This is a genomic window from Saccharospirillum sp., from assembly GCF_040881935.1.
GTDB lineage: Bacteria > Pseudomonadota > Gammaproteobacteria > Pseudomonadales > Natronospirillaceae > Saccharospirillum.
Window position 1 is genome coordinate 18806 of sequence record NZ_JBBECH010000015.1, and the last position, 19863, is coordinate 38668.

At 57.2% G+C, this 19863-nt stretch carries 15 protein-coding genes; 9 read left to right on the plus strand and 6 right to left on the minus strand.

Annotation, left to right across the window (positions count from 1 at the left end; translation table 11 throughout):
• Positions 1–111: 111 nt before the first annotated feature.
• A complete protein-coding gene (locus WEB54_RS01325) occupies positions 112–1602 on the minus strand; it encodes an aldehyde dehydrogenase (RefSeq protein ID WP_368052847.1) in 1491 nt (496 codons plus the stop codon).
• A 291-nt stretch (positions 1603–1893) separates the two neighbouring features.
• On the opposite strand from WEB54_RS01325, the gene WEB54_RS01330 reads away from it, so the two are divergent.
• The 5 genes from WEB54_RS01330 to WEB54_RS01350 all read left to right on the plus strand — a co-directional run bounded on the left by WEB54_RS01330 (position 1894) and on the right by WEB54_RS01350 (position 7819).
• Positions 1894–3258, plus strand: coding sequence for an aspartate aminotransferase family protein (locus tag WEB54_RS01330; protein ID WP_368052848.1), 1365 nt, complete (start codon positions 1894–1896; stop codon positions 3256–3258).
• 58 nt (positions 3259–3316) lie between these two features.
• Positions 3317–4804: a CoA-acylating methylmalonate-semialdehyde dehydrogenase gene (locus WEB54_RS01335; protein WP_368052849.1), complete on the plus strand. Its 1488-nt coding sequence runs from the start codon at positions 3317–3319 to the stop codon at positions 4802–4804.
• Positions 4805–5043: 239 nt separating this feature from the next.
• A complete protein-coding gene (locus WEB54_RS01340) occupies positions 5044–6330 on the plus strand; it encodes an NAD(P)/FAD-dependent oxidoreductase (protein WP_368052850.1) in 1287 nt (428 codons plus the stop codon).
• A 292-nt stretch (positions 6331–6622) separates the two neighbouring features.
• A complete protein-coding gene (locus tag WEB54_RS01345; RefSeq protein WP_368052851.1) occupies positions 6623–7072 on the plus strand; it encodes a YaiI/YqxD family protein in 450 nt (149 codons plus the stop codon).
• A 93-nt stretch (positions 7073–7165) separates the two neighbouring features.
• The gene (locus WEB54_RS01350; RefSeq protein WP_368052852.1) at positions 7166–7819 is read left to right on the plus strand and encodes a hypothetical protein; all 654 of its coding nucleotides are present in this window, start codon (positions 7166–7168) and stop codon (positions 7817–7819) included.
• Between the two features lie 456 nt (positions 7820–8275).
• Here WEB54_RS01350 and WEB54_RS01355 read toward each other — a convergent pair whose 3' ends face one another.
• From WEB54_RS01355 to WEB54_RS01375, 5 genes are all read right to left on the minus strand, one after another.
• Positions 8276–8935: a hypothetical protein gene (locus WEB54_RS01355; protein WP_368052853.1), complete on the minus strand. Its 660-nt coding sequence runs from the start codon at positions 8933–8935 to the stop codon at positions 8276–8278.
• A 284-nt stretch (positions 8936–9219) separates the two neighbouring features.
• A complete protein-coding gene (aguA, locus tag WEB54_RS01360) occupies positions 9220–10317 on the minus strand; it encodes an agmatine deiminase (protein ID WP_368052854.1) in 1098 nt (365 codons plus the stop codon).
• 1 nt (position 10318) lies between these two features.
• Positions 10319–11188 (minus strand): N-carbamoylputrescine amidase, encoded by an 870-nt coding sequence (aguB, locus tag WEB54_RS01365; RefSeq protein WP_368052855.1) that lies wholly within the window; start codon positions 11186–11188, stop codon positions 10319–10321.
• Between the two features lie 318 nt (positions 11189–11506).
• Positions 11507–12871, minus strand: coding sequence for a glutamine synthetase family protein (locus WEB54_RS01370; protein ID WP_368052856.1), 1365 nt, complete (start codon positions 12869–12871; stop codon positions 11507–11509).
• Positions 12872–12959: 88 nt separating this feature from the next.
• A complete protein-coding gene (locus tag WEB54_RS01375; protein WP_368052861.1) occupies positions 12960–14399 on the minus strand; it encodes an NAD-dependent succinate-semialdehyde dehydrogenase in 1440 nt (479 codons plus the stop codon).
• 379 nt (positions 14400–14778) lie between these two features.
• Here WEB54_RS01375 and WEB54_RS01380 point away from each other — a divergent pair, with 379 nt between their 5' ends.
• The 4 genes from WEB54_RS01380 (at position 14779) to WEB54_RS01395 (ending at position 19751) form a co-directional block, all read left to right on the plus strand.
• The gene (locus WEB54_RS01380; RefSeq protein WP_368052857.1) at positions 14779–15519 is read left to right on the plus strand and encodes a gamma-glutamyl-gamma-aminobutyrate hydrolase family protein; all 741 of its coding nucleotides are present in this window, start codon (positions 14779–14781) and stop codon (positions 15517–15519) included.
• 18 nt (positions 15520–15537) lie between these two features.
• Complete coding sequence (locus tag WEB54_RS01385; RefSeq protein WP_368052858.1) at positions 15538–16890, plus strand: glutamine synthetase family protein; 1353 nt, start codon at positions 15538–15540, stop codon at positions 16888–16890.
• Positions 16891–17155: 265 nt separating this feature from the next.
• Positions 17156–18550, plus strand: a complete 1395-nt coding sequence (locus WEB54_RS01390) for an aspartate aminotransferase family protein (RefSeq protein ID WP_368052859.1) — start codon at positions 17156–17158, stop codon at positions 18548–18550.
• Positions 18551–18659: 109 nt separating this feature from the next.
• Complete coding sequence (locus WEB54_RS01395; protein ID WP_368052860.1) at positions 18660–19751, plus strand: polyamine ABC transporter substrate-binding protein; 1092 nt, start codon at positions 18660–18662, stop codon at positions 19749–19751.
• Positions 19752–19863: the final 112 nt, after the last annotated feature.

Here is a 19863-nt window from a genome sequence, read left to right on the forward strand (position 1 = left end):
TCTGGGCGACAGGAAGAAAACAGTGCCGGTGACAGCCCCCTACAGGCACGAACATGCTGAAAAGGGGCTCGCACACCAACACTGCCTAAACAATTCCAACCATTGTTGAGGTTACAGCTTGATCCAGGTGGCTTTGATCTCGCTGTATTTATCGAAGGCATGCAGCGATTTGTCGCGGCCGTTGCCAGATTGCTTGTAGCCACCGAAGGGGGCGGTCATATCGCCACCATCCCACTGGTTCACCCATACCGAACCGGCTCGCAGCCCACGGGCAAAGCGGTGGGCGCGGCTCAGGTTGCTGGTCCAGACGGCGGCTGCCAGGCCGTAAATGGAATCGTTGGCGATGGCCAGGGCGTCGGCTTCGTCGGTAAAGCGTATTACCGAGAGTACCGGGCCGAAGATTTCTTCTTTAAAGATGGTCATTTCGCGGGTCACATCTTCAAACACCGTAGGCTCCATAAAGAAGCCGCCATCGACGGCGTCGGCGCGGTTGCCACCGGTCGATAGCCGGGCACCCTGGGTTTTGCCGGTGTCGATATAGCCCTGAACTCGTTTGAACTGGGTTTCATCGACGATGGCGCCGACGTTGGTGGCCGGATCCAATGGGTTGCCCGGCTTCCAGTCCTGCACAGCGCGCAGTACTTCGGCCATGAATTCATCGGCAATGCTGGCCTCAACTAAAAGACGAGAGCCAGCGGTGCAGACTTCACCCATATTGAAGCAGATGCCCTCGGCAGCGGCCTTGGCGGCGGCTGCAAGGTCCGGTGCGTCGGCGAAGACGACGTTCGGTGATTTTCCGCCCGCTTCGGTCCAGACGCGCTTCATGTTGGATTCGCCAGCGTAGATCATCAGTTGCTTGGCAATGGCGGTGGAGCCGGTGAACACCAGAGTATCGACATCCATATGCAGGGCCAACGCCTTGCCGACAGTGTGGCCAAAGCCGGGCAGAACGTTGAACACGCCGTCGGGAATACCCGCTTCTTTGGCGAGTGCCGCTAAACGCAGCGCCGACAATGGGGATTTTTCCGAAGGCTTGAGAATCACTGAGTTGCCCATGGCCAGCGCCGGGCCAATTTTCCAACTGGCCATGATCATCGGGAAATTCCAGGGCACGATGGCGGCCACGACGCCGACGGCCTCGCGCGATACCAGGCCAAGCTCTCCGGGACCGGTCGGGGCAATTTCATCGTACAGTTTGTCGATGGCTTCGGCCGACCATTGCAGGCTACGGCTTGTGGCGGGAATGTCGACATTGCGGGCGTCGGAAATGGGCTTGCCCATGTCGAGAGTGTCCAGCAGAGCCAATTCGTCGCCATGCTGTTTGATCAGGTCGACGAAGCGCAGCATGATGGTTTTGCGCTTGGCAGGAGGCAGATGCGACCAGCGGCCATCGTTGAAGGCAGCGCGCGCATGGCGCACGGCGATATCGGCATCGGCGCTGTCGCAGGCGGCTACGTTGGCCAGTAGCCGGTTGTCGATTGGGCTGCGGCTTTCGAAGGTCTCGCCGGATTGGGCGGGCTGGTATTGGCCATTAATAAAGGCGCGGCCTTCAGGCTTGAGCTCGGCGGCGCGTTGAGTCCAGTATTCTAGGGTATCGGTCATGTTGGGGAACCTGTTAGTCAGTGTCATTCTTTGCACGTTACCTTACCCCAGTCGCTGGCCGGGTTTCAATATATTGAACGCGACGGACGCGCATCAGCATGGTCGACGTCGTACACTATATGACCCATAGCTATTAGCAGAACTGCCTTGATGACCCTAGCGAATCAAGGCCACAGCAAGCCTTGATGTTTTATTTATTTTACATACACTGACCCCTGTGTGTTCGAAATAACAAACATCTAAGGCGCAACCCCGGCGGTAGCGCCCGGTTCAGTCGGAGCGAGAACGGCCATGACCCAGACCCCTGACAATACGTCTCAGCAACAAACCAAGACGGCCCGTTCGACGGTGTCACCGGCGAAAACCGACGCCTTCTGGATGCCGTTTACCGCCAACCGACAATTCAAGGCCGAACCCCGGCTGCTGGTCGGTGCCGAAGGCATGCATTACACCTCGGAGGACGGACGCAGCCTGCTGGATGGCACGGCGGGCTTGTGGTGCGTGAATGCCGGTCATGGTCGTGCCCATATTTCTGAGGCCGTTGCGCGCCAGATCAGCGAAATGGATTACGCCCCGACCTTTCAGATAGGACACCCCAAGCCGTTTGAATTGGCTGAGCGGCTGATCAAACACACGCCCGATGGCATTAATAAGGTATTTTTTACCAATTCAGGCTCTGAATCGGTCGATACCGCCCTGAAAATCGCTCTGGCCTACCATCGAGCGCGAGGTCAGGGTGAACGTACCCGCCTGATCGGCCGTGAACGGGGCTACCACGGTGTCGGTTTTGGCGGCATCTCCGTTGGCGGCCTGGTAAACAATCGCAAAGCGTTTGGCTTGGGCCTGAACGGGGTTGATCATCTGCGCCATACCTTGGTGCCTGAAAATGCCTTCAGCAAGGGTCTGCCCGAGCACGGTGCCGACCTGGCTCAGGATCTTGAGCGGACGATTGCGCTGCACGGCGCGGACACCATAGCCGCGGTCATCGTGGAACCCGTTGCCGGCTCGGCAGGCGTTATTCTGCCGCCCAAAGGCTATTTGCAGCGCTTGCGCGAACTGACCAAACAGCACGGTATTCTGCTGATTTTCGATGAAGTCATCACCGGTTTTGGTCGTGTAGGCCAGGCGTTCGCGGCCAACCGTTTTGGTGTCACACCAGACCTGATGACCACGGCCAAGGGCCTGACCAACGGTGCCATTCCAATGGGCGCAGTATTCGCGGCCGATTTCATTCACGATGCCTTTATGCACGGTCCTGAATCGGCAATAGAGCTGTTCCATGGCTACACTTACTCCGGGCACCCGGTGGCCGCTGCCGCTGGCCTGGCAACGCTGGATATCTACGAGAAAGAAGGCCTGTTCGAGCGCACTCTGGAGATGGAGCCGATCTGGCAGGAGGCGCTGCACAGCCTGAAAGGCACACGTAACGTCAAAGACATTCGCAACATCGGTTTGATTGGCGCCATTGAATTGGAATCGCGCGAGGCGCCCGGTGCTCGTGGCTATGATGTGTTCCACCACTGTTACTGGAAAGGCAATGCGCTGGTGCGTTGTACTGGCGACACCATCGCCATGTCGCCGCCGCTGATCATCAATGAAGCCCAGATTGACCAGTTAATGGCGACGCTAAAAACCGCGATCGAAGCCACCGATTAAACCGGCTCCGATGATTATGCTCCGGGGCTGAAACACCCAATTAAAAACGGGAAACTCGATGAAACAGATCACTCACTTTATCAACGGCGCGACCACCGCGCCGAGCAAGCGTAACGGCCCGGTGTTTAACCCGGCGCTGGGTGAACAGACGGCCGACGTATCTCTGGCCAGTGCCGATGAAGTCGTCGGTGCGATCAGGGCGGCCCAGGCGGCTTTTGTCGATTGGTCTGAGACCACACCGCTGAACCGCTCGCGCGTATTATTCCGTTTCAAAATGCTGCTCGAAGAACGGCTGGATGAGTTGGCAGAAGTGATCAGTGCCGAACACGGCAAGGTGTTTGAAGACGCGCGCGGTGAAGCGGTGCGCGGCATGGAAGTGGTCGAATTTGCCTGCGGTATTCCGCACCTGCTTAAAGGTGAAATTACCGAACAGGTCGGCCGTGGCGTCGATGCCTGGTCGGTCAGCCAGCCGCTGGGTGTGGTCGCCGGTATTTCGCCGTTTAACTTCCCGGCTATGGTGCCGATGTGGATGTGGCCGGTGGCCATTGCCTGTGGCAACACCTTCATTATGAAACCGTCAGAAAAAGACCCGAGCGCGCCGTTGCTGGTGGCCAAATGGCTGAAAGAAGCGGGCTTGCCCGACGGGGTGTTCAACGTTGTAAACGGCGACAAAGAAGCCGTCGATGTGTTGCTGACGCATCCTGGCGTTCAGGCGGTGAGCTTCGTTGGCTCAACGCCCGTCGCAGAATACATTTACAGCACCGCCAGTGCCCATGGTAAACGGGTACAGGCGCTCGGCGGTGCCAAAAACCATCTTGTTGTCATGCCCGACGCTGACATCGACGGCGCGGTGAATGCCTTAACCGGTGCGGCCTATGGGTCGGCCGGTGAGCGTTGCATGGCCATTTCGGTGGCGGTAGCCGTCGGTGATATTGCCGATGAACTGGTGGAAAAACTGGCCGAGAAAGCCCGTACCCTGAAGGTTGGCAACGGTGCCGAAAAAGGCCTGGATATGGGCCCGCTGGTCACCCGAGAGCATCTTGCTAAAGTAACCGGTTATGTGGATGCCGGCGTCAAAGAAGGCGCCACCCTGGTGGTTGATGGCCGCGGCCATAAAGTCTCCGGCCACGAGACCGGTTATTTCATCGGTGGTTGCCTGTTCGACTATGTTACCCCGGAAATGAGCATCTACCAGGAAGAGATTTTCGGACCGGTATTGTGCGTGGTGCGAGTGCCGGATTACGTCAGCGCGGTCAAACTGATCAACGCGCACGAATACGGCAACGGCACCTCAATCTACACCCGCAGCGGTGGCGCGGCCCGTCAGTTCACGCGCGATATTCAGGTCGGCATGGTTGGTATAAATGTGCCCATTCCAGTGCCGATGGCGTTTCATGCCTTCGGCGGCTGGAAGCGTTCACTGTTCGGCAGCAACCACATGCATGGTATGGAAGGCGTTCGGTTTTACACCCGTCGTAAAGCCGTGACCGCGCGCTGGCCGGAAGGCGATATGGGTGCAAATTTTGTTATGCCTACCATGGAATAATGTTGGCTGGTTAACTCAAGTCCTGGAGTTCGGTTCGTTGTGTTGCCATGAGCCCGTGTCAGGCACCGGGTGTGGCTATCCGGGGTCGGCGTGAACCCATCCATGGGGCCTAGACCGCAGCATCCTTGCTGCGGACTTCCCCGGATAGCCACACCCGGCACCTGACACTCAGATCGTCGCGAATTCCAGGACTGGAATTATCAGCGTCCCCCCTTTTTTTCTTGATTATGGAGCCCCAGATGACCCGTCGTACCGAACATACCGGTTCCTATTACGCCGCTACCGCCAACCCGAACCCGGACCGCCCCGCTCTGACTGAATCTGTGCAGACCGATGTCTGTGTGATCGGTGCCGGTTTTACCGGCCTGTCCACAGCCCTGCACCTGGTTGAGGCTGGCTTTAAGGTGGTAGTGCTGGAAGCAGCGCGCATTGGCTACGGTGCCAGCGGTCGCAATGGCGGCCAGTTGGTAAACAGCTACAGTCGCGACTTAGATGTGATCGAAAAAAACTATGGGATGGATACCGCCAAAATGCTCGGCGGCATGGCGTTTGAAGGCGCCGACATCATTCGTCAGCGCATTCGCGACTACAACATCGATTGCGACTATCGCGATGGCGGAGTGTTCGTGGCGTTCAACAAACGCCAGATGCACGAGTTGCAGGAGCAGAAAGCCCTGTGGGAGCGTTATGGCCATACTCAACTCGATTTTCTGGATCGGGATGCGGTGCGCCAAGTAGTTAAATCCGACCAGTACATCGGCGGCCTGCGCGACAATCGGGGTGGTCATATTCACCCGCTGAATCTTGCTTTGGGTGAAGCGGCTGCCATTGAACAGCAGGGCGGTCAGATTTTTGAAGACTCGCGAGTGGTGAAGATCGACCGGGGCGCTGAGCCTGTTGTGCATACCGATCAGGGCCAGGTGCGTGCCAAGTACGTCATGGTGGCCGGTAACGCCTACCTGGGTAATCTGGTGCCGGAACTGGCGGCCAAGTCGATGCCTTGTGGCACCCAGATCGTCGCGACCGAGGTGCTTGGCGAAGAGCGGGCCCGCGAACTGATTCCGCAACTGGAGTGCGTGGAAGACTGCAACTACAAGCTGGATTACTACCGGATTACCGGAGATTTTCGTTTGCTCTACGGCGGCGGCGTCACCTATGGCGGCGGTGATCCGGATTCCATCGAGCGCTTCTTGCGCCCGCACATTGAATCCATTTTTCCGAAACTGGCGGGCGTCAAACTCGACTACGCCTGGGGCGGTGATTTCCTGCTGACCATGAGCCGCTTGCCTCAGTTCGGCCGCATCGGCGACAACATTTATTACGCCCAGGGCTACAGCGGCCACGGCGTCACCACCACCCACCTGGCGGGCAAACTGATCGCCGAAGCGCTACGCGGCCAGGCAGAACGCTTCGACGCCTTCGCCAGCCTGAAACACTTCCGTTTCCCTGGGGGCCAACTGTTCAGAGCGCCTTATACAGCCATCGGTGCCACCTACTACGGATTGCGAGATAAACTGGGCATCTAGATGGTTTGAAAAACACGTTTAATCTAACCGATTGAGACCAGCTGTAGGCATCGAGTACGGCCCTGGCGGGCGACGGTCCCCAGGGATGGGGACCGACGAGCTTACATGGAGGTACTTGCAGCGACCGCCAGAACCGTACCCGGTGCCCGTTGCGGTTTCTTGCCACCGTATGGCATTAAGCCTGCTTTGAACGGTGCCACCCAGCCAGCCCACCAGTGCCACCGGCCAGACATCTCCTTTAACCCCGGAATGTGCGAAAATAACGCGGATAAAGCAATGCAGAGTAATCAATATGCGCATTTGGGTAGATGCCGACGCCTGTCCCATCGTGATTCGAGACATTATTGTTCGGGCGGCGGAGCGGACTCAGGTTCAGACCACCTTTGTGGCCAATCAGTACATCAGGACGCCGCCATCGAAGTATGTGACCTCGGTGCAGGTACCGGCCGGGTTTGATGTGGCGGACAATGAAATTGTCCGGCTGGCCGACGCGGATGATCTGGTGATTACCAGTGACATTCCGCTGGCGGCTGAGGTCATTGAAAAGGGGGCTAGTGCGCTGAGCCACCGGGGTGAAGCCTTCACCCGGGACAACATTCGCGGGCGGCTTAATGTGCGGGATTTTATGGAAACCCTGCGCGCCAGTGGTATTCAGTCCGGTGGGCAAAAAACGATGGACAATTCCGACCGGATGGCCTTTGCTAACAAACTTGATAGTTACCTTGCGAAACACGTCCGGTAAGGCTGATCTGTTGGTTAATTCGTATTGATATGCATCCAAAACCCGCTTGGTTTCGTCTAATCAGGGCCATCAATAATAAAAGTAGGTAGCCAGATGAAGCGAATGACACTCAACAAGATAGCCTGTTGTGTGGCCTATGCCGTGGTGAGCGGTGCTCAGGCCGAATCCACCATGAATGTTGCCCATATGCACCTCGAACATGTCTCGACCTCCTGGCCGGAAGCGCCCAGCCAGGTGGGGTTCATGACCGTGGCCATGCAGGAAGCCGGGATAGCCATGGACCATGTCGCGCTGGCGGAAGGCCATGGCGGCGATCTTGCCACGCTTAAACTGCACGTCGGCCATGCCTTGCATGCGCTGGACCCTGAAGAGCAGAGCAGCGGGCCCGGATTGGGGTTTGGGGTTGTTGCCGGGGCAGACGGTGCCGAAAAGCACACCCTGTATTCCGCCCAGTCTCCCGGTGCGTCCGACAACATCATCAACAACAATCTGCGGGTTCGTAATCCGTTGAAAAACGCCGAATCGCTGGCAAAACTGGCCACCCGCGCTGGCAACAAGGCCCTGGATGCCCGTTCGGTATCGGCAGCACAGGAATCCCTGGACGACATGGCCTGGCTGGTTAATGCGATGATCAATGGCGTTGATGAAAATGGCAATGGCAGCATCGAAGCCACGCGCGAAGAGGGTGGCTTGGTCATTGCCCGGGAAGAAATGGGCGCGATACGCCGGGGAGAAGGGCTCGACTGACGCTTGCTTGCCGAAGGTGTCATCGAGCCATTAGCCGCTGGGCGTGGTCAGTTGGAGGGATATTCTGAAGGCTATGGAACGGGTGTCGCGCCACAGACAGGGTGAGTGATGGCTGCGGACAGCCCCTCGTCCGACCTTGTTCCCGGGTGGGAGTGTTGGAAAATCAGCCAGATTTTCCAACACCGCTGGAACGCCATGGTAGTGGGAAAAGATCTGCATTCAGATGGCTTGTCCCAAAGTTATGCAGAAGGTTATCCACATTTTCTGTGGGTAAGTTTGGCGAGGCGGTTGCCGATCAGTATGAGGCTGCGCCGGGGCTGTCAAGCCTATTTTAGAGCCTTTTAATGGAGAAAATGGCTTGACAGTAAGAGACCGGGCGCCCTCTGTAGGTGTGAGTAAATGTCGCTTGCGGCCGAATCCAGGCTGTGTTATCCACCGAACGGGTAAGGCTCTGGATCAGGGTTTGGCGGGCTGTTTACGGGTTTCCGAGTAGACGCGATAGCCAAAAATCAAAGCAAAGGCACCGACCGGTTTGAAGATCAGGGTCACGATGAAATTGACCGGGCCATACCCGTCAGCCAGCCCGAGGCTGCCGATCAGAATCTGGGTGACCAGCAGCAGAATGCCGTAGATCAGCGCATACCCGCCAAAGATGACCCAGCCAAACCCCTGACTGCCGATCCAGGCTTTACGCATCGCATCGGGAATGGGTTCGCGCCCGTCGATCAGATAAAAGGTCGCCAGCACCAGTTTGACCCCGAAATAAATGCCTGGAACGATCAGCAGCAGCCCGAGCCCCACGGCCAAACCGGTCAGCAGTTGCACCCCGGCCAATGGCAGCACCCAGGGCAGTGCCTGGGTAATGGCCTCTCTGGGAGCTATGTACTGGCCGTTCAGCGAGGCACGCGCATAAAGCACGACGGCGGCCGAAGCCCAGACACCGCCGACCCATTGCAGCAGTAATAGGGGCCAGGCATAGGGCATATCGGCAAAGGCCCCTTTAAGCAGTACAAACAGTATTTCAAATACGAAGCCCAGCCCCACGGTAATGATGATCAGGGCGATCAGGTGCTGGCGAAAAAACTGGGCGGTGTCCTTTAAAAATGTGTAGAGCATGAATGTCTCGTGATGGCTGTCTCAATGAACGGGAAGAGTAACGAAATGCGGCCGCAAAGGCATCTTTAACCTGGATTCAGACCAGTTGATTCAACATTGGAGGATCAGCGCCGGGTATTGGGTAGGTCTCAGGCGGGCGTCGGTCCCCATGGAGGGGGACCGCCGAGCTTACATGGATGTATTTACAGCGACCGCCTGAGACCTACCCGATGCCTGGCGCGGCTTCCCACCTCAAAGTCGGATTAAGCCAGTTCGGAAAATGGCTCCCGGGCTAACTCGCGTTCTCAGGCTAAAGGCTGCTGCTGGGTGATGCAGTGGATGTTGCCACCGCCGAGCAGAATCTCCCGGCCCGGCACCTGCACCACCTCCCGATCCTTGCACAGGTCGCTGAGAATGTTGGCGGCGATCTCGTCTTTTGGGTCGTCGAAGCTCGGTAGAATGATCCCCCCGTTGACCATCAGAAAGTTCACATAGCTGGCCGCCATGCGTTCGCCAGCGCGGCGCGGCCAGGCTTTCTGGGCCCAGTCGATGCCGTCGACCTCGCTCTCCGTCTGCATCAGCGGCTTGGGCAGCGGCATCCTGGTGATGCTCAGCGACCGGCCTTTGGCGTCGCGGTGGGCGCTGAGGTAATCGTAAGCCTGACGGCTGCGGTGGTATTGCGGGTCGCTGTCGTCGTCCGTCCAGGCCAGGACCACATGGCCCGGCTTAACGAAGCACGCCATGTTGTCGATGTGGCCGTTGGTTTCGTCGTTGTAGATGCCATCGGGTACCCACAAAATAGTGTCGATGCTCAGGTGGTCGCGCAGCCGTTGCTCTATTTCCGCCCGCGTCAGGTGCGGGTTACGGTTGTTGTTCAGCAGGCACTCTTCGGTAGTCATCAGCGTGCCTTCGCCGTCGACATGAATGGCACCACCTTCAAGCACAAAGCCCTCAGTGCGATAGCGCTCGATGCGCTCCATGTTGCAAATCTTTTGCGCCACCTGATCGTCCCGGTTCCACGGCTGGTACAGGCCGCCAGTCAGGCCGCCCCAGGCGTTGAATTCCCAATCGTTGGCGCGCAACCCGCCTTCACCATTGATGATAAAAGTCGGTCCGGTGTCTCTGACCCAGGCATCGTTGCACGATAATTCGACCACCCGAATACCAGCACTGAGTCGGGCGCAGGCGTTCTCATACTGGTCCGCCGACACCCCCATGCTGACCGGTTCAAACCGGGCGATGGCTTCGGCGATCGCCGTGTAGGCGGCCTGGGCTGGCTTGGCGCCGTAGCGCCAGTTATCCGGCCGTTCTGGCCACAGCATCCAGGTCTGGCTATGCGGTGCCCATTCGGCGGGCATGACATAACCGTCCGCACGCGGTGTCGAGATTAGCGGCGCTGGCATATCAGCGGCCTCCGTCCTTGGTCATCAGCGGGTTGTACAGATCCGGACGGCGGTCACGGAAAACACCCCAGGCGCGACGGGTGCTGGCCACGGCATCCAGATCGAAAGTGTGCACCAGCACGCCCTCATCATGGCGGTCGAATTCAGCCACTTTCTGGCCCAGTTCATTGGCAATGAACGACGACCCATAAAAGGTAATGTTCTGTTCGCCTTCAGATTCAACGCCGGTGCGGTTACTGGCGATGTACGGCGTCAGGTTGGCCGCAGCATGGCCCTGCTGGGTGATCTGCCAGTGATCGCGCGAGTCGATGCTGTGGTCCTGCGGTTCGGTGCCGATGGCGGTTGGGTAAAACAGCAGTTCGGCACCCATCAGTGCCATAGCCCGGGCGGTTTCCGGGAACCACTGATCCCAGCAAATGCCCACGCCAATGCGCGCATAAGCGGTGTCCCAGACTTTAAAACCGGTATCGCCAGGCGTGAAATAGAATTTTTCCGAATACCCCGGACCATCAGGAATGTGAGTCTTGCGATAGATGCCCAAGTTGCTGCCATCGGCATCGATGATGGCAACGGTATTGTAGAGGGCGTTGTTGGCGCGCTCAAAAAAACTGATCGGCAACACCACCTTCAGTTCAGCGGCGACCGCCTGAAAATGCTTTACCGCCGGGTTTTCATCGACCGGGGTGGCAAAAGCCAGGTAACTTTCCTTTTGCTTCTGGCAAAAGTAACAGCGCTCAAACAGCTCCTGAATCAGGATAATCTGTGCGCCTTTTGCAGCCGCCTCACGCACCAGGGCATCGGCTTTGGCAATGTTGTCGTCAACGTCCCAGCCACAGCTCATCTGGGTGGCAGCTACGGTTACCTGTCTCATTAATCTTGGCTCCTCGGGGTTAACCCTGAAGTCTCAGGGGCGCGTATTTTTCCTGAAAATGGCGAAAACACCAGCGTTATTTTTGAGGTGTTTCCCACCGTTCAGTCAGCGTTTTTTTTACTCAGCATTCGGCGGTTGCTACGAACAAAGTGCCTGCTGCTGGGTATGCCTATCCGGGGAAGTCCACAACATGGATGTTGTGGTCTAGGCCCCATGGACGGGTTCACGCCGACCCCGGATAGGCATACCCAGTGGCTGGTACGAACTCGCGGCACGGTGCCTGACACGGGCTCGTGGCACAAAAGAAAGCCCGGCCGCTCAAATATAGGGTAGCAGAAGCTCGTATTCCATTGGAGTTACCTGGCGTTCGAACAGCCGCACTTCGCTCCATTTGCAAATAAGGTACATCTCGATGAAGTCGGCGCCGAACCAGGTTTTTACTCGTTCATCCAGAATCATCGAACGCAGGGCGTCGCGGCCATTGTCGGCGAGCTCCGGGTGGTCCTGATCGTAGACGTTGCCCTCTACGGGTTCCGGCGGTTCGATGTGGTTTTGCAAACCTTCGGTTACGCCTGCCAGCACCACGGCGACGGCGAGATAGGGGTTGGTATCGGCACCGCTCAGGCGATGCTCGATGCGCGTTGCCTCTATGTTGCCGGAAGGAATGCGCAGCGCCGAGGTGCGGTTATCGTAACCCCAGGTTTTGGCGGTGGGGGCAAAGGCATCCGGGTTGAGTCGGCGGTAGCTGTTGATGTTCGGGCACAGCAGCGCCTGAACATGGTCGGCCATGTCGATCAGGCCGCCCATTGCCCAGCGCATTTCCGGCACGCTTTCCGGGTCTTCGCTGGCAAAAATATTGTTGCCGTCGCTGTCCATCAGGCTCAGGTGAATATGCATGCCGCTGCCCGCTTCTTCAATGTAGGGCTTGGCCATAAAGGTGGCTTCCATTTCCCACTTGCGGGCTACCTGAGCTATCACCCGTTTCAGCATCACCGCTTCGTCGGCGGCGCGCATCGGGTCGTTGCCGTAGTTGAGGTTCACCTCAAACTGGCCGGGCGCGTATTCAGTGATGACGGTGTCGGCCGGTATGTTTTGTTCATGGGCGGTGTCGAGCACATCGCGGATGAAGAAGTCGTAATCGTCCAGGTCGTCCATCGAATAGACCTGCTTGGAACTCATGCGCCGGCCACTGACCGGAGACACCGGTGGCTGCAACTGGCCGTCGGCATCGCGTTCGGTATCGATCAGGTAGAACTCCAGTTCCACGGCAATGCCGGGTGTGTAGCCCAACTCATTGAAGCGGTTGACCACCTGCATCAGCACCTGACGCGGGTCCATCCGAAAGGGGGTTACGCCATCGGTTTCGAACATGGTGAACAGCGCCTGGGCCCGGTCGCCATCGGCGTGCCAGGGCACCATTGCCAGGGTATTGGCTACCGGCAGGCAGAGCCGGTCGCGATCGCCATCTTCGGCGCCGAGGCCGGTTTCTTCAACGGTGGTGCCAGTGGCATCCAGCGCCATCACGGAGCCGGGCAGGTTAAAACCTTCTTCATACACCTTTTCCAGCAGCTCACGCTCAATGCGTTTGCCGCGCAGCACACCGTTGAGATCGGTCACCAGTAGTTCGATGGTGGTTACGTCCGGGTGTTGCTCCAGAAAGGCGGTTACTTCGGGGTGTGACATGATGCTTTCTCATCGTTGGCGATGACGGCCCGGAACACCGGGCCTGACACAGCGACTTAATAGGTGGGCGGCCTTGTCACCAAAAGGATCAGCGGTCGAGACCGCCCATGCATAAATATTTGAGTTCCAGGTATTCGTCGATACCGTACTGGCTGCCTTCACGGCCGAGCCCCGACTCTTTCACGCCACCAAAGGGCGCGACCTCAGTTGAGATAATACCCTCATTAATGCCGACCATCCCGTATTCCAGTGCTTCGGCCACACGCCAGATGCGCGATAAATTGCCGCTGTAGAAATAGGCAGCGAGACCAAAGGGTGTGTCATTCGCCAGTTGCACCGCTTCTTCCTCGGTTTTGAACCGGGTCAGGGCGGTGATGGGGCCAAAAATTTCTTCCCGGCTGACACGCATGGTGGGTGTGACATCCGTCAGTACCGTCGGTTCGAAAAAGCTGTGGCCCAGATCGTGGCGCTTGCCACCCAACAGCACTTTGGCACCCTGGTCGGTGGCGTCGCTGAGTAGAGCTTCGACTTTTTCGACACCGGCTTCATTGATCAGCGGGCCAATGGTGATGCCATCGTCCATGCCATTGCCCACCTTGAGCCCGGCGCTGGCTTCGGCCATGGCCTTGGCGAAGCGGTTGTAGACACCATCCTGCACCAGAAAGCGGTTCACGCAGACACAAGTCTGACCGGTATTGCGGTATTTCGAAGCCATAGCGCCTTTGACGGCGGCATCGATGTCAGCATCGTCGAAGACAATAAAGGGGGCATTGCCACCGAGCTCCATCGATACCCGTTTTACCGTGTCGGCAGCCTGGCGGATCAGCGTCTTGCCCACCGGGGTCGAGCCGGTAAAGCTGACCTTGCGTACCAGCGGATGGGTACTGAGGACTTCACCAACGGCCTTGCCATTGCTGGCGGTGATGACGTTCAGCACGCCTTTGGGCAGGCCTGCCTGCCGACCCAGATCGGCCATTGCCAGGGCGGTCAGTGGCGTAGCTTCAGCGGGCTTGACTACAATAGTGCAACCAGCGGCCAGTGCCGGTGCAACCTTGCGGGTGATCATCGCCAGCGGGAAATTCCACGGCGTAATGGCGGTGCAGACTCCCACTGGCTGTTTGATCGCCAGAATACGGCGATCATTGTTCGGGGTTGGAATCACGTCGCCATAAGCGCGTTTAGCCTCTTCGGCAAACCACTCTATAAAGGAGGCCCCATAAGCCACTTCGCCCTTGGATTCGGCCAGCGGTTTGCCGCACTCCAGTGTCATCAGCTCAGCCAGCCTGTCCTGATGGTTCATGATCAGATCAAACCAGCGGCGCAGTATGGCAGCTCGGCTCTTGGCGGTTTCATTTTTCCACTGACCAAAGGCACGATGGGCGGCTTCGATGGCCAGTTTAGCGTCTTCAGGTCCGCAGTCGGTCACCACAGCCAGACACTCGCCATTGGCCGGGTTGGTAACATCGAAGGTTCGGCCTGACTGAGCTGTTGCCCAGTCGCCGTCGATAAAACTGAGGCTGTGAATCATCGAATCTGTCATGAAAGGGCTCCTTATGGGTTGCATCGCTGGCAGGCGTGACCTTGTCGCCGTCAACCACCCAGTGTAGTGGTTTTAGCCATGCCCCGGAGGTGATTGATTAAATGAATCAAGCTAACCTCAAATTGGGGCTAAGCTCAAGAGCTGTGGTTAAAATAATTGACACCACCCCCGCCTATGGGGCCTAAAACGGCTCATAATGTTTTATATAATTAACATTCGGGCTTTTCAGCGCCTTGTGTTGATTATTTTTTATGGTAACGTGGTAAAAAATAAACACCTGAGCAGCCACCGGTATTTAGCACTTAATGGAGTGCAGGGTACGGGGCGCTTCAGGTCATAATAAAGCACTACACCACAGGGGGTTTGCATGCAGCCCGAACGTGTCCGACCGCTGGTCGGCGTCGTCTGCGATGTCAACATGGTACCGCCACACGCCTTTCATATGGCGGGCGACAAGTACCTGACTGCACTGGCCGAGGCCGCTGGTGTAACGCCTGTGTTGATACCCGCTCTGACCGATCTGTTCAATCCCACTTCCTGTGTAAGCCGACTTGACGGTCTCTTCCTGACCGGTGGTTACTCTATGGTGCATCCGCGACACTATGGGGCAGCGCCGTTACCGGATCAGGTCTACGATGAACGTCGTGATGCGCTGAGTCTGGCATTGATTAAAGCCGCCATGGATCGGGATCTGCCATTGTTTGCAGCGTGCCGTGGATTTCAGGAAGTGAATGTAGCGCTCGGCGGTACCTTGCACCAGGCTTTACACGAAGTGCCGGGCTTGCAGGAACATCGCGAAACTAAATCAGAGTCGCTGGCGCAGCAGTACGCACCGGCGCACCCTGTTGCACTGACCCGGGGTGGGTTACTGCAACAGATTCTTTCGACTGACACCCTGGAGGTAAACTCCTTGCATGTTCAAGGTGTAGCAACGCTTGGGGGCGGCTTAGAGGTTGAAGCCACTGCACCGGACGGTTTGATCGAAGCAGTGCGAATCGCCGCCATGCGATTTGCCCTGGCCGTGCAGTGGCACCCGGAATGGCAGGTTATGAACAACCCCCAACAACGACAACTGTTTGAGGCGTTCGGTGATGCGTGTAGAGCGTGACAACCGAACGAACCCTGTATGGACGAATTAATTAAGTGGCTTAAAGACAACCGCGTGACCGAAGTGGAGTGCATCACGCCAGATCAGACCGGCATCGCGCGCGGCAAGATCATGCCCACCAGTAAATTCATTGCCGAACGTGGCATTCGTTTGCCCGAGAGCGTGCTGTTGCAGACGGCTACCGGCGATTACCCGGACGATGAATCCTACTACAGCATTCTGGACCCGGCCGACATCGACATGATTCTGCGCCCGGACCCGAACGCGGCCTTTCTGGTTCCCTGGACCCTGGAGCCCACCGCTCACGTAATTCACGATTGTTACGACAGCGTCGGCAACCTGATTGAATTGTCGCCGCGTGCGGTGCTGAAAAAAGTGCTGGGCTTATACGAAGCCAAAGGCTGGAAACCCATTGTTGCACCGGAAGTGGAATTTTACCTGACCCAGCGCTGCACCGACCCGGATCTGCCACTGGAACCACCGATTGGCCGGTCGGGCCGCAAGGAAAGTGGTCGTCAGTCATTCAGCATCGATGCCGCCAACGAATACGATCCGATTATTGAAGATGTCTACGACTGGTGCGAAGCCCAGGGCCTGGATATCGATACGCTGATTCACGAGGAAGGCACTGCCCAGATGGAATTCAACTTCCGTCATGGCGATGCCCTGAAGCTGGCCGACCATGTGTTTGTGTTTAAACGGACGGTGCGTGAAGCCGCTTTGAAGCACAACATTGGTGCAACTTTTATGGCCAAGCCCATTACCGGGGAACCGGGCAGTTCCATGCACATTCACCAGTCGCTGGTGGATGTCAAAACCGGTAAAAATCTGTTTTCAAATCCGGACGGTACCGCGTCCAAGCTGTTCTTGAATTACATCGGCGGCTTGCAGGCCTACATTCCGCAACTGATGCCGATGTTTGCGCCGAACATGAACAGCTACCGGCGCTATTTACCGGGTGCCGACGGCAATGCGCCGGTGAACATTGAATGGGGTGAGGAAAACCGCACGGTTGGTTTGCGTGTGCCACAGGCATCGCCGGAAGCGCGCCGTGTCGAAAACCGCCTGCCAGGTGCGGATACCAACCCTTACCTGGCCATGGCAGCCAACTTGGCTTGCGGTTATCTGGGTATGGTAAACGATCTTAAACCGCGCAAACCGGTGACCGGACGTGCCGGTAAAGAGGCCGACCCGGATGTGCCTTTCAACTTGGAAGCAGCTCTGGAAATTATGTCCGAGTGTCAGGAAATGCGGGAACTGCTCGGGCCAACGTTCGTTGATGGTTTCATTGCCACGCGCTGGGCTGAATACGAGGGCTTCAAGCGGGTGATCAGTTCGTGGGAGCGTGAGTTCCTGCTGAGTACTGTGTAAAACGTTGGCCTCATCGGGCTACAGAAGAGCGCTGAATCCAGGCTAACTGTATTTCAATTCAAATTTCAGAGTTCGCAACAGGCTAAGTATCAGGTGCCGGTCATGCCCCTCCGGGGTAGTTCGCAGCATGGATGCTGCGATCTAGGCCCCATGGACGGGTTTACGCCGACCCCGGAGGGGCATGACCGGTGACTGATACGGACTCCAGGCAACGCAACAGGATCGAACTCCGAACTTGTATTTCAATTGAACAGGGGGAGCTGTCATGACAGCCGTACCGTCACTGACTCAAACCGAACACTGGCAACATCAGGGTGCCGACCATATGCTGCACCCCTTTGGTGACAGCGGTGCCATAGGCCGGGAAGGTGCCCGCATTATCATCAGGGCTGAGGGTGTCACGCTCTGGGACAGTGAAGGCAATGAGTATCTGGATGCCTTTGCCGGGCTCTGGTGTGTCAACCTGGGGTATGGTCGTCAGGAGTTGGTCGACGCCGCCACTAAGCAGATGAGCCAGCTGCCGTACTATAATTTGTTTTTCAAATCGGCGACGCCTCCTGCGGTCGAATTGGCTAAAGCCTTGTCTGAGATCGCGCCGAAGCACATCAATCACACCTTTTTTACCAATTCCGGCAGTGAAGCCAATGACACCGTGTTGCGCATGGTGCGCCGCTATTGGGATCTGAAGGGTCAGCCTGCTAAGAAAACCATTATTGGCCGACACAATGGCTACCACGGCTCGACAGTCGCCGGTGCCAGCCTGGGCGGCATGGGCCCTATGCATGCCCAGGGTGATTTGCCGATTCCCGGTATCGCCCATATTCGCCAGCCTTATTGGTTTGGTGAGGGAGGTGATTTGTCGCCAGACGACTTTGGTCTAGTGGCGGCCCAGGCGCTGGAAGACAAAATTCTGGAACTCGGACCAGAGACAGTGGGGGCTTTTATTGCTGAGCCGATTCAGGGTGCGGGTGGCGTTATTATTCCGCCGGATACCTACTGGCCTGAAATCGAACGCATCGTAAAAAAATACGATCTCTTACTGGTCGTTGATGAAGTCATCTGTGGCTTCGGACGCACCGGTGAATGGTTCGGCTCCGACTATTTTGGCCTGACACCGGATCTGATGCCCATTGCCAAAGGTTTGTCCTCCGGTTACTTGCCCATTGGCGGGGTGATGGTGGCCGACCGCGTTGCTGAGCTGTTCAAGACCCGCGGCGGCGAGTTCAATCACGGCTTTACCTACTCCGGGCACCCGGTCTGTGCAGCCGTGGCACTGGAGAATGTGAGAATTTTGCGCGAAGAGGGCATCGTCGACCGGGTCCGCGAGGAAACGGCACCCTACTTGCAGGCGCAGTTGCAAACGCTGGCGGATCATCCTTTGGTGGGCGAAGTTCGCGGCGTGGGTATGCTGGGTGCGGTTGAGCTGGTTCAGGATAAAGCCAGCCGCAGCCGCTACCCTCAGGAAGGTAGGGTCGGCACCTTGTGCCGGGACTACGCTCTGGCCGAGGGACTGGTGTTGCGCGCTACTGGTGACACCATGCTGATGTCACCACCGCTGGTGATCAAGCCGAGCGAGATTGATGAGCTGGTTGCCAAAACGCGCCGGGCACTGGACCACACCTTGGCCCAGCTGCTAAAAGAAAGTCCGGGTGGTGAATAAATTCTTTTGGTGTTTTGATCATCTCATTTTACTGTAGGTAGGTGGTCCGGATGCTGGCCTGGTCAGCCGAAGGATCAAATAAAAAAATGATGCAGGGGAGTATCTTTCGATGAGTAAACATAAGAAGACCATCGCGATCGCCGCACTGGCAGCGGCCGTTGCGGGTACGGCGATTGCTGAGGATCGCGTTGTTTATATCTATAACTGGTCTGATTACATCGGTCCGGACACACTCGCTGACTTTACCGCTGAAACCGGTATCGAGGTGGTCTACGACGTCTTTGATTCCAACGATGTGCTGGAAGCCAAGGTATTGTCCGGCCAGACCGGTTATGACCTGGTCGTTCCAACCACCAATTACATGGCCCGCCAGATTCAGGCCGGTGCCTACCAGGAGCTCGACAAGTCTGCGCTGACCAATTACGACAATCTGGATATGGAGCTGATGGCGCGCCTGGAGAACTTCGACCCGGGCAATGAATACGCAGTTCCCTATCAGTGGGGCACCAACGGCATTGGTTATAACGTCGGCAAGATTCAGGAAATTCTGGGTGACGACGCGCCGGTAGGCAGTTGGGATCTGGTGTTTGATCCACAATACGCGTCGCAACTGGCTGAATGCGGCATTACCTTTCTGGATTCCGGTAACGAAATCTTCCCGCTGATGCTTCAATACATGGGCCGCGACCCATACAGCCGCAGCGTTGCGGACTATCGTGCGGCGCTGACTGAGCTGATGAAGGTGCGTCCGCACATTCAGTATTTCCACAGCTCACGCTACATCTCTGACCTGGCCAATGGTGAAGTTTGCGTCTCTATCGGTTGGTCCGGTGATGTATTTCAGTCGATGGCACGCGCTGAAGAAGCGGGTGCCGGGGTGGAAGTCGATTACTTCATCCCTGAAGAAGGCACTGTACTCTGGTCCGACATGATGGTGATCCCGGCGGATGCCCGTAATGTCGAAGAAGCCCATGAGTTCATTAACTTTGTGCTGGAGCCAGAAGTAGCGGCGGGCATTACCAACTACGTCTGGTATGGCAGCCCGGTTGAAGCCGCCAAGCCGTTTATCGATCCCGAGATTCTGGAAAACCCGGGTATCTACCCACCTGAGGGTGCAGAGTTGTTCACCAACGAAATTCTGCCCAACAGCATCATGCGGGAAATTACTCGCAGCTGGACACGTTTCAAGTCCGGTAACTGAGCTTATAGCATGCACTGGGGCCGGTTAATCCGGCCCCTACATTTCTGCCCCAAGCGGTTCTGTGGCAAGTTGATACTCATCGTCAGAGTGTTTGGGGCAGGGTTGTAAACCC

Coding starts and splice junctions, on each gene's coding strand:
- WEB54_RS01325 (WP_368052847.1), bottom strand. CDS start 1,602: ATGACCGATACCCTAGAATACTGGACTCAACGCGCCGCCGAGCTCAAG.
- WEB54_RS01330 (WP_368052848.1), top strand. CDS start 1,894: ATGACCCAGACCCCTGACAATACGTCTCAGCAACAAACCAAGACGGCC.
- WEB54_RS01335 (WP_368052849.1), top strand. CDS start 3,317: ATGAAACAGATCACTCACTTTATCAACGGCGCGACCACCGCGCCGAGC.
- WEB54_RS01340 (WP_368052850.1), top strand. CDS start 5,044: ATGACCCGTCGTACCGAACATACCGGTTCCTATTACGCCGCTACCGCC.
- WEB54_RS01345 (WP_368052851.1), top strand. CDS start 6,623: ATGCGCATTTGGGTAGATGCCGACGCCTGTCCCATCGTGATTCGAGAC.
- WEB54_RS01350 (WP_368052852.1), top strand. CDS start 7,166: ATGAAGCGAATGACACTCAACAAGATAGCCTGTTGTGTGGCCTATGCC.
- WEB54_RS01355 (WP_368052853.1), bottom strand. CDS start 8,935: ATGCTCTACACATTTTTAAAGGACACCGCCCAGTTTTTTCGCCAGCAC.
- aguA (WP_368052854.1), bottom strand. CDS start 10,317: ATGCCAGCGCCGCTAATCTCGACACCGCGTGCGGACGGTTATGTCATG.
- aguB (WP_368052855.1), bottom strand. CDS start 11,188: ATGAGACAGGTAACCGTAGCTGCCACCCAGATGAGCTGTGGCTGGGAC.
- WEB54_RS01370 (WP_368052856.1), bottom strand. CDS start 12,871: ATGTCACACCCCGAAGTAACCGCCTTTCTGGAGCAACACCCGGACGTA.
- WEB54_RS01375 (WP_368052861.1), bottom strand. CDS start 14,399: ATGATTCACAGCCTCAGTTTTATCGACGGCGACTGGGCAACAGCTCAG.
- WEB54_RS01380 (WP_368052857.1), top strand. CDS start 14,779: ATGCAGCCCGAACGTGTCCGACCGCTGGTCGGCGTCGTCTGCGATGTC.
- WEB54_RS01385 (WP_368052858.1), top strand. CDS start 15,538: ATGGACGAATTAATTAAGTGGCTTAAAGACAACCGCGTGACCGAAGTG.
- WEB54_RS01390 (WP_368052859.1), top strand. CDS start 17,156: ATGACAGCCGTACCGTCACTGACTCAAACCGAACACTGGCAACATCAG.
- WEB54_RS01395 (WP_368052860.1), top strand. CDS start 18,660: ATGAGTAAACATAAGAAGACCATCGCGATCGCCGCACTGGCAGCGGCC.